Origin of the sequence: Fibrobacter sp. UWB7, assembly GCF_900142945.1 — a bacterium.
Lineage (GTDB): Bacteria > Fibrobacterota > Fibrobacteria > Fibrobacterales > Fibrobacteraceae > Fibrobacter.
On the sequence record NZ_FRCO01000005.1, the window covers coordinates 119820 to 134857 of the forward strand.

General features: G+C 43.5%; 6 protein-coding genes. All 6 read left to right on the top strand.

Annotated features, from left to right (window positions below; translation table 11 throughout):
* Nucleotide 1: 1 nt before the first annotated feature.
* Nucleotides 2-1660, top strand: a complete 1659-nt coding sequence (locus BUC30_RS13130) for a fibrobacter succinogenes major paralogous domain-containing protein (protein ID WP_083555870.1) — start codon at nucleotides 2-4, stop codon at nucleotides 1658-1660.
* 51 nt (nucleotides 1661-1711) lie between these two features.
* Nucleotides 1712-2338, top strand: coding sequence for a fibrobacter succinogenes major paralogous domain-containing protein (locus tag BUC30_RS15825; RefSeq protein ID WP_170861545.1), 627 nt, complete (start codon nucleotides 1712-1714; stop codon nucleotides 2336-2338).
* A gap of 40 nt (nucleotides 2339-2378) precedes the next feature.
* Complete coding sequence (locus BUC30_RS13135) at nucleotides 2379-4661, top strand: fibrobacter succinogenes major paralogous domain-containing protein (protein ID WP_170861546.1); 2283 nt, start codon at nucleotides 2379-2381, stop codon at nucleotides 4659-4661.
* Nucleotides 4662-4757: 96 nt separating this feature from the next.
* Entirely contained in the window at nucleotides 4758-12377 is a 7620-nt protein-coding gene (locus tag BUC30_RS13140; RefSeq protein WP_073425358.1) for an InlB B-repeat-containing protein, read from the top strand.
* 275 nt (nucleotides 12378-12652) lie between these two features.
* Nucleotides 12653-13552 (top strand): TIGR02147 family protein, encoded by a 900-nt coding sequence (locus BUC30_RS13145; protein WP_073425360.1) that lies wholly within the window; start codon nucleotides 12653-12655, stop codon nucleotides 13550-13552.
* Nucleotides 13553-13586: 34 nt separating this feature from the next.
* On the top strand, nucleotides 13587-15014 hold the full coding sequence (locus BUC30_RS13150; protein WP_073425361.1) for a fibrobacter succinogenes major paralogous domain-containing protein: 1428 nt from the start codon (nucleotides 13587-13589) through the stop codon (nucleotides 15012-15014).
* The last annotated feature ends 24 nt before the right edge of the window (nucleotides 15015-15038 follow it).

The window sequence follows — 15038 nt, forward strand, 5'->3', positions numbered from 1 at the left end:
TATGAATAGGTGGTTGGTTAAGAAATGGTTCCAAATTGCAGAAACCCTGATTGTCGGGGCTATGTTTTGGGCATGTTCTGATGACAAGGGCGTCGCTGGCGGCACTACGGAAGATGCTGGAATCATCGCCGAGTTGAACGTGGCAGGCGTTGCCCAGAAAGGGCCGTTTGTCAAGGGTTCTGTAGTGAGTGTGCAAGGTATTAATTGCAGAACATTCGAGCTTACGGGCGAATCTTATGAAACCACTGTCAAGAGTAATGGTGGCGACTATGAAATCGATAATATTAACTTGTCCTCGGTATGTGCCGTGTTCGAGGTCTCTGGTTATTATTTGAGTGAGCTTTCTGGCACGGAATCTTCCGAAAAGCTGACTCTCCGTGCGGTGACGAATCTCAAGAATCGAGATCGCGTGAATATCAACGTGCTCACTCATTTGGAATACGAACGCGTGAAGTACTTGGTTATCGTGAACAAGATGTCTTTGGCTGACGCGAAAAAACAGGCTGAAAAAGAAATATTTGCTGTGTTCAATATCAAGGGTGATTTTGCCGAACCCGAAGACTTGAACATCTTTGAAGCGGGTGATGGCAATGCGGCTTTGTTGGCTATAAGTGTGATGATGCAGGCGGAATTTGAAGACACGACTCTTGAAGAACATTTTGAAAGATTCAATGAATTTTTTGCAAAGAATGGTGTATGGTACGATTCCTATGCAAAACTTGAAATTGCGAAATGGGCTCAAAAAGCCGCTGCCGATGGTAAACTCGATTCGATTCGAAAGAATATTGAAAGTTGGGGCTTTGCAAGTGAAATACCTTCATTTGAAACATACGTAAAGAACTTCGGTGAAACGGCGCTTGTTAAGTATCCTTCAGTAGATTATAGTGGTTTCTATATTGACTGGAGTATTCCTAAGGAGGCGTACTTAAATCCTGAAATAAAGTATGACTCCATTGTGGATAGCCGTGACGGACAAGTTTACAAGACGGTGACGATTGGCTCTCAAGTATGGATGGCTCAAAATCTGAATTATGCCGATAGTGTGAAAACTCCGAGTCTTTTGAAACGTAGCTGGTGCTTTGCATACAAATCCGAAAACTGTGATGTCGCAGGACGTTTGTACACATGGGCTGCTATTATTGATTCTGTGAAACTTGTAACAGATTCCGAAAAGCCTCAGAAATGTGGCTTTGGGGAATCTTGTGTGTTTACGGAAAAGATGCGTGGCATTTGTCCTGAAGGTTGGCATTTGCCGGATACGACCGAGTGGAAAACCCTGATTTCTTTTGCTGGTGGTGATGATATTGCCGGAGAAAGACTGGAATCGCATATTGGAATGTATGAAGATTCTGGTACTGATGATTTTGGTTTCTCGGCGTTCCCTGCTGGCGAAAAGTATCGAGATCAATCTTTCTTTGAAGATAGCCGAGATGTTCATTTTTGGACAGCTTCTGAAGAATCGAAAGATGATCGTTCTTCTTGTTCCGCAGACTTCTTTTATGCTTCTGTTTGGTTTTCATGTGGCTTTAAGGACAATGGCCATTCTGTTCGTTGCGTTAGGGATGAACCGGCTGCGGTGTCGTTATCAAGTTCTTCTAGCAATGCTGATTTGAGTAGTAGCAGCGGTGAAGCGTTTGTGTCTCCGTATGAAATTGACTAGAGCATTCCTAAAGAAGATCACTTGAATCCGAGTATTAAATACGATTCAATTGTGGATAAACGAGATGGACAAGTTTACAAGACCATCAAAATCGGCACTCAGGTTTGGATGGCGCAGAACTTGAATTATGCTGATAGTGTAAATACCCCAAGCCTTTTGAAGCGAAACTGGTGCTACGGCGATAAACCTGAAAATTGTGAATTTGGTGGACGACTTTATACTTGGGCTGCTGCGGTTGATTCTATAAAGCTCGCGAACGATGCCGAAAATCCGCAATTCTGTGGATATCGGACGAATTGTAGTTTCCCCGCGAAGTATCAAGGCATTTGCCCTGAAGGTTGGCATTTGCCCGATACGACGGAATGGCGTACGTTGATTTTCCAAGTTTCGGATGATGCAAGTGTGGCGGGCTATAAGCTCGCTTCTCGTGTCGGTTGGTTTGAAGAAGCTAACGGCACCGATGATTATGGATTTTCAGCGTATCCTGTTGGGGATAAGTATCGTGATTATGATTTTTCAGAATTTGCTCCTGATAATCGGACTGCCTTTTTCTGGAGCATTACTGAGAATACGCGTGACAAACAGTTGGGTTATTCGTTCAGAATTTTTTATGGTGGTACCGGTTACACGGGTGACTTCAAGGATAGCGGGTTTTCAATCCGTTGCATAAAGAATTAGTAAGTAGTGGTTGGTCAATGGTCATTAGATGGAAATGCGTATGAAATGGAATAAACTGTTTACTCTTATATTCGTCTCCCTGTTCTGGGCTTGTTCCGATGGCGATAAAACTGCAGGCGGCACTACAGAAGATGCGGGAATTATCGCGGATTTGAACGTAGCGGGCGTTACACAAAAAGGACCGTTTGTTAAAGGTTCTGCCGTGACTGTGCAGGGGATTGACTGCAAGACGATGGAGCTGACTGGCGAAAAATTTACGGGTAGCGTCAAGAGCGATAAGGGCGACTATGATGTTTCAGGTATAAACTTGTCTTCGCCATGTGCCGTGTTTGAAGTTTCGGGCTATTACTTCAACGAAGTTACAGGCGAAAAGACTAAAGGCGAATTGATACTTCGTGTGGCAACCAATCTCAAGAATCGAAAAAAAGTGAACGTCAACATTCTTACGAACTTGGAATACGAACGTGTGAAGAAACTGGTGGATAATAAGGTGGTTGATTTTGATGATGCAAAAAATCAGGCAGAGAAAGAAATCCTTTCGGCATTTAATGTTGATGATGTTGCTAGTGGTGTCTCGGAATTCGAAAACTTGAACATTTTTGAAAAAGGCGATGGCAATGCGGCGCTCTTGGCTGTGAGCGTAATGATGCAAGGCGATGAAAATGTGGATACGCTTGCAAAACGTTTGGAAAACTTTGCTGACGATTTTGCAGAAGACGGCAAATGGGACGATGAAAAAATGAAAAATGAAATTGCGCAATGGGCTACAACCGCTAAGGCCAATGGCAAACTCGATGCTATCCGCAAGAACATCGAAAGTATGAACGACGGCGAAAAAGTTGCCGAATTCGAAACATTCGTGAAAGAATTTACGGAGAGCGGCGGTGTCGAAGGGTCTAGCAGCAGCTCCGTGAAAGCGAATGCGTCCAGTGATTCTAAATCCAGTAGTAGCAGCGGCTTTGACTGGAGTATTCCCAAAGAAACTTATTTGAATCAAAGTGTAGAGTATGATTCTATTGTTGATGCTCGCGATGGAAATGTTTACAAAACTGTGAAAATTGGAAACCAGACATGGATGGCGGAGAATTTGAACTATGCGGATAGTACACAAACGCCGAGTCTTTTGAATAACAATTGGTGCTATGAAGATGATCCCCAAAAGTGCAAAGTTGTGGGGCGTTTGTATTCGTGGACGGCCGCGATTGATTCTGTAAAGCTTGCATCGAACGATACTGATGCTGATGCACCGCAAGAATGTGGCATATTTAAACAGTGTACGCTTCCTTATCAATTGCAGGGGATTTGTCCTGATGGGTATCATTTACCGGATACAACGGAGTGGAGTATTTTGCTTGCTTCGATTGGTGAGAAAAATCATTATGGTGATTTGCTTAAATCGCAGATTGGATGGGATTATGGAGAGTATGCTGATGAATATGGCTTTTCTGTGATTTATGCTGGTGATAGATACAGAGATGGAACTTATTCTTATAGCCGTATGTCGTCTGATTTTTGGACTGCTGATCAATATCAAGGGAATGATGGAGCCCTGGCCCATACGTATAACATGGTGGATATTACAAGTTCGTTCAAGGATTGCGGTAAGTATATTCGTTGCGTCAAGAATGAAATTGTTCCTCAAACTCAATCGTCTTTGCCTGCTTGCAAGACTGCAACAGAAGATAGTTGTGAATACGGTTCATTGATGGATGCTCGTGACGGAAAAACTTACAGGACTGTGAAAATTGGAGACCAAACTTGGATGGCGGAAAATTTGAATTATGCGGATAGTGCTCAAACGCCGAGCCTTTTAAATCGAAACTGGTGCTATGGCGATAATCCGGAGAATTGCAAGACTTATGGACGACTTTACTCATGGACTGCAGCAATAGATTCTGTGAAACTTTCACAAGATCCAGATGATCCGCTTGATTGTGGATATGCGAAACGATGCTTCCTTTGGGGGCGTGTACAGGGAATTTGTCCTGAAGGTTACCATTTGCCTGATACGACCGAGTGGAGTACTTTGGTGACGACTGTTGGAGGCTGGAATAATGCGGGTAAGGTTCTAAAGTCGCGAGTAGGCTGGCCTTATTTTAAAGGTTCTGATGATTACGGTTTCTCGGCGCTTGCTGGAGGTATAAGACATCATAATAAGGATTTTGAATCGATTGATGGTAGCACTTATTTTTGGGCTGCTACTGAAAAAACATCGGAAAATACGACTCAAGTTTATAGCATTCACATAGGAAATAATAGGATAAATTCATTTGTCGATGGCTATAAGGATAACGGATACTCCATTCGTTGTATCAAGGATTAAATTTAAAGTTGGATGAGGTATGATATGAAAGTCAAATATTTTATTCGTTGCGTAGAGAACTAAAAGATTGTATCTTACGCAAAAAGGAGCTTGTAAATGAAAAGAATAGTTTTGCTTATTTCTATGGCTTGTGCAATTGTCGGTGCGAAAGTGACCCCGACTGCGCCCACCGTAAAGGATGGTTGCTATTCCATTTCGACTGCGGATGAACTGTATGGTTTCGCCGCCATCGTGAACGGAACACTCGAAGCAGGACGCGCTGCAGAAAGTTCTGCCTGCGGTATGCTTACCCAAGACATTTTGGCAAACGATACAACGACAATCGAATGCTATTATAAAAAAGAAACCAATAGCAAAGATTCCGTTTACACTTGCTATAAGATTGATTACGAGAATGATTCCAAAAGAATTGATATCGACCCCGCGACAATCGTACCCCACACCCAGTGGACTCCGCTCAAGAATTTCTCCGGACGATTTGACGGCCAAGGCCATACGATTTGGAAACTTGAAAATATTAAAGATTCCACCCAAAACAACCTGGGCTTTATCGCCTTGGTCTCTGGCGGGACAGAAGCTAGCCCTGTTGTCATCAAGGATTTAACCATCAGGCATACCAAGTTCTATGGACACGATACCGTGGGTGGTATTGTCGCCAAGAATAGCGGCAACCTCCTATTAGATAACGTGATGTATCTGTCTCAGGTAAAGGGTTGTAGACAAGTTGCATCCCTTGTTGGCCGAAACGAAAATCAACTTACCATCAAAAAAGGGGTTGCCACAAACGTCACTGGTCAAAAGTTTATTGGTAGCGCGGTCGGTTCCAATTCCGGGACAATTGACATCGACAGTTTATCTTTCATTCATAAGTTTAATGTTGAAGGAAGTGCCTATCCAATAGTTTATAGAACCGATTTAATAGGAGTCAGTCACGTAGGCCTGATTCTCGGCGTCAATGAAAAATCAGCAAAAGTAAACATAAAGAACGTCACGACAGGTATTGCCGACTCCTACATTGTAGAGGACGCTTTCGTAGATGCCGATTCTGTATTGGGAGGTTTTGTTGGTTTAAACGATAAAAACGCTACAATTACCATTTCAGCGTCATCTATGCTGAAAATTTCTACTCTTGGCGGAGAGAATCGGCCTTATATTGGCGGTTTTGTGGGTATAAATCGAGGAACGGTGGATATAACGAACTCCTACGTGAAAGGCCCCTTGTCCGGAATTTCTTCGGGCTGCTTTGTCGGACTTAACCAGGATTCGCTTTCTGTAACCAACTCTTACAGCGATTGCCTTAGTGATCTTAAAACAAAGGACCCGGTTGTTGGCGAATGCCGCGTTGGCAATGTTTCGCTCAAGAATACTTTCTATAAAAATAACGCTCAAACATATTCATGCGCTAAAAAATACGGAGCAAAAGCCATACCTGATAATGAATTTTCAAATGGCGTGCTGACGATTATGTTGCACAATTACAAGGGTGGCGAAGTTTGGGGGCAAGACATAGCCAATAGAAACTACTGGCCCAAGCAAAATGTGGCTTTTGGACCTTTTTCGTTTAAGTTAAATCTTTGTACTACGGATTATTATTTCGATTTGAATATAAACGGGAATAGTTGCCACCCAGATTCTACAATGAAATCTTACACTTATAAGAATGGTATCGCTCAATTGCCGGTTTATACAAGGTATGGCTATGTCTTTTTGGGCTGGGCTTTTGCGGACAAGCCTGATTCCGTTATCACGTCGATTAGCAAAGATTCTTATGGCGATATTGAACTTTTCAACAGGTGGGATGGTGATGCAAAGGTGCCGCCAAAAGATAAAGATGGTTGCTATCTGATTTCAACCATCAGTGATCTTTACGGGATTGGAATTGCACCAGATAAAAAATGCGTAAAGCTCGTGAATGACATAGTTGTCAATCAGAATATGGAAAACATGATTCTTGATGGTTTGTATACAGGCGATCCTAATCCCCAAAGATCGTGGGATGGAATCAAAGGCTTTAATGGAGTCTTTGATGGACAAGGGCATAAGATATCCGGGTTGTACAATAAAGTCTTTTTCTCGGAAGTCAATAAAGGCGATACGCTCACTATCAAGAATTTAGGTATCGTAAATTCAGCCTTTAAGAATGCACCTGTTTTTGTCGAGCAAAACAACGGTGTTCTTAATATAACCCATAGCTATAGTACAGCAATCAGCAATGGCTTTGTCGGAACAAATAGTGGCGAAGTTTATATATCGGACTCCTACAATACTGGGTTAATTCGTGTTGGTGCCAGCATGATTGGAACCAATAACAAAAAAGCCGTCATCGACAACGTCTATAATTCTGGCTCTGTACAACGTGGTGCAGGTATCATTGGCACCAATTTGGGAACCGCAATTATTAGCAATTCCTATAACGTCGGCTCAATCAGTGATGAAACGTTACGGGAGAAATCTACAGCCGGTTTAGTGGGATACAGCAAAGGCAAAACGACTATTATCAACTGCTTTAATGCAGCACCGGTTTATGGATATGCCGTTGTCGGCGGCCTTGTCGGGGCTCATTGGACAGACACATTGACTATCATAAACTCTTACAATGCAGGCCCGGTAAAGGATGCATATTCCGAACACAACTATGGTATTGTCGGAATGGCAGAAGTTTATAATAGCTGGAACAGCAAGACCCACGAATACGACAAACTTGTTCACGATGACAAATACGCCGTTTATATGTACAATGTATTTTCGCTCATGGGACTTGAGGATCATACGCAGTTGAGCATACAGACATCGCCTGCCGTGTTCAAGAACGGCTATGTTGCAAAACTTCTTCACGATTACGTGCAAAAAGACGCTGATGGCAATGTTGTCAAAGGTGGCATTAATGGTGAAATTTGGGGTCAAGAAGTCGGCAAAGATTCTTTGCCGGTATTCAAAGGAAAATTGGTTGGCGTTGCAGAAAAGGCAAACGAAGGTGATATCGTTATGCCTTCTAGTTCGTCAATGGCCATTTCAAGTTCTTCGTCGAGCGTAGAATCTAGCAGTAGCATTAGTGTTGAATATTCTTTTGTTTTGCCCAAAGTGGTTGACGGATGCTATCAGGTATCAACAGCTCAAGAATTGCATGGCTTTGCAACCATTGTAAACGGAACACATGGGGCAAAAAAGAATTCCGCAGCTTGCGGCATCTTGACATCAGACATCGCTCTTGACGTGAACAAATACGGCGCTTGGGAACCTATCGAAAATTTTGCAGGTTCCCTAGACGGTCAGGGCCATACGATTTCTAACATGGCGATAGATGTCAATCGATACGGAGACAATGCTTCGTTTATCGGTTCCATTAACGGCGGAACAAAGAAAAATCCTGTGGCCCTCAAGAACATTACATGGGAAAACGCAACGATTTCGGCCAAGACCAGAGCTGCGATAATCAACACCGTGAAAAGCGGCTCCTATGTCGAAATAGATCATGTCCATAATGGAATGGACTTTACAATAGATAGCGGGCGTGTCGCTGCGTTTATAGCAACTACAGAAGAAAATTCTGACTTGAATATTTCGTATTCCTACAATACCGGGAATATCAAAAACAATTCCTCCTCTTATTTTGGCTGCATTGTTAACGTTGCAAATGGCAAAGTAACATTAAAGAATGTGTATAATACAGGTACCGGAGAAAGCCTCATTGGAACTGCTCGTGATAGCGTTACAATTATCAATTCTTATAACAACCCGAAAAACTTCAGCTATTCATTGCTACTTGGCTTTTGCGAAGAAAATAAGAACGACGTTATCATAGAAAATTCATATATCATGCAAGCGTCAACAGATTTCTGCCGCCGCCGTTCCTCAAACGTGCATAAAGACGAATTTGCTGACGGTTATGTAGCCATGAGATTGCATTACCATTTCAATGGTTACGGTTATGACGGAATGGAATGGGGGCAGAACATCGGTGTAGATGCAAACCCTAACTTTAGCGGAGTTATCACGGGAGATGTAAAACCCTATTCAAAGGTTGTTTCGCTAAATGTTGTTTCTTATAGTGGCGATAAAACGAATTATCCGCGATACTATGTATCCCAAACGGTATTAACATTGCCAGATCCAACACCTCGAACGGGTTACGCTTTTGCCGGTTGGTTCGATGATACCACGAGTTCTGTATCTATCGGCAATCGTATAAACATATCTTTTGCTGAAGAAGAGCTGACTTACTATACAAGGTGGTGGCCATTACCAACACGTGATGGCAAGTGCTATAAAATCAATTCGGCAGAAGAAATGCTTGGGTTTGCCGCCATTGTGAACGGAGGCCTCGGCGTAAAAAAAGATTCTATGGCTTGTGGCATCTTGACAGCAGACATCGTTCTTGATTCGAGCTTGTTCTTGCAGTGGACTCCACTTGAAGAATTTGCGGGTTCATTAGACGGTCAGGGACATTCAATTTCGTTCACGTGGACAAAGCTCCAAAAGAGCGATGGCAATAAGTCGTTTATCAGTTCTATTAGCGGAGGCTCAAAAGACAAGCCTATAATCATAAAAAATATAGATTGGAAGAACGCATCCGCTGATGGTTTATTTGGAGCAGATTTGATAGATTACATAAGGGGTGGTTCTTACGTCATAATAGACTCCATCCATAACGGCATTAATTTTAATGAAAACGCAAGATTCATAGGTTCCACTGGCGAAAATTCTCATTTAACCATATCCAACTCCTATAACACCGGAAGCTTCTCTGGGAAAAACGGTTATTTCATTGATTATGTTTGGGGACAAGTTTCTTTCCTAAATTTCTATGATGTTGGAAGTTCCAATGGTATTGTGGGGATAGCCAACGATAGTGTAAAAATTGAAAATTCCTATAGTTTATCCAAAAATCAAAAAGTCGGATTTATTGATTCCACAAAGTATTCGAAAAAAGTTTCGATTATCAATTCTTATTATCTGGATACCCTTAAATCTCGTTTTGGCGGTACACGGGCCACTGCAGAAGAATTCGCGAATGGAACAATCGCTGTAAAATTGCGTTATGATTATGACTATGATGGATCCATTTGGGGGCAAAATGTTGGTGTCGATTTAAGCCCGAATTTCAGCAAGAAAATTACTGGAGCAAATGATTCTACGACGGGACTTTATTCTATAGAAATGGTCACTCATAGCGAAGACACGACTCAGTACAAAAAAATCTACGCCAAGGGAATTGGCCTGACGCTACAGAATCCGTCTCCAAAGAAGGGATACGCTTTTGGCGGTTGGTTCAATAACCCCAACTATTTGGGCCATGCCATCAAGAAAATCAGCACGATAGATTCCGGTGACGTAAAGTTCTATGGTAAATGGTGGCCGCTCCCGAAACAGAAAGCAGGCTGTTACGAAATCGGTTCTGTTGACGACTTGTTCGGCTTTGCGGCAATTGTGAACGGCAATATCGGTGCGAAAAAAGATTCCACGGCTTGCGGAAAACTTGTTGCGGATATCGAATTTAAAGAGATCGGAGAACTCTGGACGGACAGCCTCTTGGTTTGGGTTCCGATGTGGAATTTTGCGGGATCCTTTGACGGAAACGGATTTTCCATCAAGAACATTTTCATCAATAATCCCAGCAACTATTATCCGGAAGATACTGAAGGAGCAGGCCTGTTCGGAACAATTTCTGGCGGTACGGCTGAAAAACCGGTTGTCATCAAGAATCTGACACTCTACGAAGGCTACATCGATGGTGGATGGAACACTGGATCCATCGCCGGTCTCATTAACGAATCCAATGTTATCTTGGATAGCATTACCGCAGACCTTTATGTTTCTGGCTACATTAAAGTTGGCGGAATCGTAGGTGTTATCTCATCATCGACGGTCTCTTTGACCAATTCCCGCAAGATTTTTAGCAATGCAAAAATGATACCGGCATATTATCCTGGCGATGAGCCAAGCGTCGAAAAAAGTTTGTATGGTACATACAATATCGGTGGCCTTATCAGCACCATCACGAACCATTCGCATGTGCGCATTGTCAATAACTATGTCAAGGGTAAACTGTTAGCTTGGAATTGCGGGATCGGTGCCGCTGTTGGCATCGATGATGCAGATACTTACATTAGCCAGTTCTATGCGGAAAGTGACATTGAAGCGGAGAGCTATGCGGGAGGCATTCTCGGTAGTGCCGGTGGTGATGTTCGCATAGAAAATTCCTACCATATCGGTAAAGTCTCTAGCAATATTTCTAACTTTGATGGCGCAGGAAATGTTCGTGGCGTTGTCGTAGGTGGTATTGTCGGCGTCAACGAATCGTATGCAAATATTCACCTTGTAAATTCGTACCACATGGGCGATGTTACTGCAGTAAACGACTACCGTAGTATAGATGGCGTCATTGGCGTCAATCATTCCGACGAAGTGCATATTGATAACGTATTCTACCCGTCGTCGTTATATTCGGAATTCCCTGCAAACGCAGCAGATTCTGCGATGTTTGCGAATGGCTCTGTTGCACATAACTTGCACAATTACGATAACGGAAGCATGACAGGCGCTATTTGGGGACAAAAGGTTGGAGTAGATCCCTACCCCGTGTTCACCTCCAAAGTAGATGGCTACCAAACAGACAAGAAAGTTTCAAACTTGGTTTTGCATACATTTGAAGGCGATTCCAACAACTACATCAACCATTACACAGAAGGTCAAGTCACTTCGTTGCCCACTGTTGCACGAGAAGGACACATTTTCCATGGTTGGTTTACAGAACCCCAATTCTTAGAAGATTCCCTCCTGTTCATTGATTCCAAAACTACTGGAGATTTGGAACTTTATGCAAAGCTCCAAATTAAGAAATTCGTTATATCCGTAAATATTTATACAGAGGAAGGATGTAGTGGATATGTAGAAGGAACCGGTTATTACGACTACGGAACAAAGACCTCGTTGAGAGTGGTTCCCGATTCAGGATGCGGACTTTCGTCTAGTTACATTTATACTCCATTCGATGAATTTGGGGTATATACTATAGACAAAGTTACAAAGAATGAATCCTACAATGTTCACATTGGCAAGGGCGTTTATAAAATCTGGTATTACGTAGATGAAGATGTATCGTTGCCAGACGCCACCAATACACGCACCTTGGAAGATGCTGTTACATTGCCGATTCCATCAAAGCAATGCTATGAATTTGAGGGATGGTACGACAATGAAAACCTGGAAGGCTCCCCCGTTAAAAACATAAGCAAAGGCGCTTATGGCGACAGAAAATTCTGGCCCAAGTGGAAAGAGAATGCTTCGGAATGCTTGGAATCATCGTCGTCCTCGATTCAAACATCGTCGTCATCCTCGACACTGATTGAAAATCTGTCCAGCAGCAGTGTTGCAAAATCGTCGTCCTCGACTAAAGCATCTTCGTCATCCAACGTCGCAAAGTCTAGCTCGTCGAAAGCAAAATCCAGCTCTAGCAGCGTCAAGAAATCGTCTTCGTCTAGCAAAACAGATGCCATTGATTATGTCGTTAGCTCTAACGTGAAAATAGATGTTATTGGCCGCTACATCCAAATTGACGGAGTACAGTCTGATGCAAATTATACGTTGTTCGATTTGCAAGGGAAGATTCTTTTATCAGGTTCTGTTGAAAATGGTTCTTGGCAAATTGCTGTGCCGAGGGCGGGAACCTATTTGCTTCGCGTCGGCATGCAAATGCAAAGGGTGACTGTGAAATAAACCCTAAATTTTGGGTTGGTTGATGGTATAAGGGTGAAAGTCTTTAAAAACAATTTAAATTTTGAATACTTTCACCTCTAAATGAAGTTCTTTTGAATTTGTGTGGTGCTAATCGCAAAAACCTCGCATTTCTGCGGGGCTTTTTTGTATCCCAGGGATACAACTTGTGTTCTAAAATTTTGCAAAATCGTTTAAAAATGGCTAAAAACGTAAAATTTAAACTAAAAACGGCAATTTTTGTATTCCAATAATGTTTAAAAACTATATTTGTAATCATGAAGGCGATTCTTGAATATACAGATTATCGCAAGTTCATTCAGGATTACTATGATGAACGTAAACGCGACTCCGCTTTTACTTGGCGTGAGTTTGCACGAAATGCCGGTTTTTCGTCGGCAGTTTTTTTGAAGTACGTTTGTGAAGGGAAAAAGAATCTGAGCATCAGTGCCGCAGGATCGGTCGCAAATGCCATGGGGCTTGCCGGTTTCGAGAAGACGTATTTTGTTCTGATGGTTACATACGCCCATGCAAAAGGGGACGAAGCGAAAATGGAGGCTTTCGAAAAACGCTGTGCATTGGCGAGGTCGCATAAGGTTCGTGTGCTCGGTGGCGAAGAATTCGATTACTACAAGTCCTGGAAAAATCCGTTGCTCCGTGAGCTTGCCCCGCATATGCCTGGTGCAAGACCTGCCGAAATGGCCCGTGCGTGCAAACCGAAAATTTCTACAGCGGAAGCTGTTGAAACGCTTGAATTTTTGGAAGATGCGAACCTCCTGAAAAAAGACCGTAATGGGAATTATGTGCAGACGGATAAGTCCATATCGATGGGCTCCGTGGATGCGGTGCCGATTGCCGCGAAAGATTTACAGCGCCAGATGGGTGAGCTTGCCGTAAAGGCTTTGGACTTGCCGCTTGCGGAACGTTCCATGTCGGGTGTTGTCTTGGGACTGACGCAGGATGCCTACGAACGGATCAAGAAGGAACTTTTGGAATGCCGCCGCCGCATTATTGCGATTGCTACGGAAAGTAGCGAAACGCAGCGCGTGTACCGTTTGAATATGCAGCTGTTCCCGATAAGCGAACGGCTTGATCAATGTGATGGAGACGAAAAAGTCGATGAGTCTGGATGTCATCCCGGACTTGTTCCGGAATCAGTGGGCTCAAGAATTGAGTAGAAAAGTCTAGGTGACAAAGACTAAAGGAATTTTTATGAATTTGAATAAATTGTTTGCTTTTATGCTTGCGTTGATTTCGTGCGTCTTTGTCGCATGTTCGAATTCCGAGGTTGCAGGCGGTTCTTCGGACGATGCCGGCATTTACGCCGTCAAGGATTTGGATGTGGCGGGCGTTTCGCAGAAGGGACCGTTTGTGACGGGTTCTATTGTGAGCGTGCAGGGCGTGGATTGCAAGACGCTAGAACTGACGGGCGAAAAATTTACAGGCAACGTTAAAAGCGACAAGGGCGACTTTGCTATAGATGGCGTCAATCTCAAATCTTCGTGTGCGTTGTTCGAAGTGACGGGTTATTACCTCAACGAAGTGACCGGGAAAGAGTCTTCGGAAAAGCTCTCGCTCAAGGCTCTGACCGACCTTAGCGTTCGAAAGACTGTGAACGTCAACTTGCTCACGCACTTGGAATACGAGCGCCTAAAGCACCTTGTGACGGTTGAGAAAATGGACTTTGCGGCGGCGAAAGCCCAAGCGGAACGCGAAGTGCTCACGTCGTTTGATATCGCGAATAACGTTGATGAATTTGAAGACTTGAACATCTTCGAAAAAGGCGACGGAAACGCGGCACTCCTTGCGGTGAGCGTACTGATGCAAGCCGATGCCGATGTGGCAAAGCTTGAAGAACGTACAAACGAAGTCAGTACTGCCATTGCGAAAAACGGTTTGTGGGACGATGACGAAACGAAATCGGAAGTCGCGGAATGGGTAGCCACCGCAAAAGAAAACGGTCAAATTGAAAAAATTCGCCAAAACCTCGAAGGCTTGAATTATGCAAGCGAGATTCCTGCGTTCGAAACGTATGTGGAAAGCTTTGGCGAAAGCTTGACACGGGAATCTTTTCTAAATCCGCAAGTGCAGTACGATTCCATTGTCGATAACCGCGATGGACAAGTTTATAAAACCGTAAAAATCGGCGAACAAGTTTGGATGGCCCAGAACTTGAACTATGCTGACGACGTAAAAATGCCGGAATTGAAAGGGAATATGTGGTGCTATGACAACAATCCCGAAAAGTGCAGCCTGATGGGCCGTCTTTACACTTGGAATGTGGCAAAAGATTCGCTTTGTCCTGATGGCTACCGCTTGCCGGATACGACATCGTGGAATACCTTGATTGCTGTGGCTGGCGGAGTGGCCAAGGCCGCTGCCGTGCTCAAGTCGCAATTTGGCTGGGATGCTTTGGGAGGCACGAACGATTACGGTTTTTCAGCTGTCGCCGATGGCGAATGGTATCGTAGCGGCTCCTTCGATTCCGAGGGGCTTAAAGCTTATATCTGGAGTTCCGCTGAATATTCAGAGGCTAGCGAGAATGCTGCATACGCCATTTATTTTGGAAACGACGGTACCGTTTCTGTGAAAAAATTCCCGAAGAATAACGGATTCTCGGTCCGTTGCCTTAAAAACTAGGAGCTTTTATGTTATTTGAACCTA

What these genes read in the sequence shown, in the direction of transcription:
- BUC30_RS13145 (WP_073425360.1), top strand. Translation starts at nt 12,653, where the DNA reads ATGAAGGCGATTCTTGAATATACAGATTATCGCAAGTTCATTCAGGAT.
- BUC30_RS13150 (WP_073425361.1), top strand. Translation starts at nt 13,587, where the DNA reads ATGAATTTGAATAAATTGTTTGCTTTTATGCTTGCGTTGATTTCGTGC.
- BUC30_RS13140 (WP_073425358.1), top strand. Translation starts at nt 4,758, where the DNA reads ATGAAAAGAATAGTTTTGCTTATTTCTATGGCTTGTGCAATTGTCGGT.
- BUC30_RS13130 (WP_083555870.1), top strand. Translation starts at nt 2, where the DNA reads ATGAATAGGTGGTTGGTTAAGAAATGGTTCCAAATTGCAGAAACCCTG.
- BUC30_RS13135 (WP_170861546.1), top strand. Translation starts at nt 2,379, where the DNA reads ATGAAATGGAATAAACTGTTTACTCTTATATTCGTCTCCCTGTTCTGG.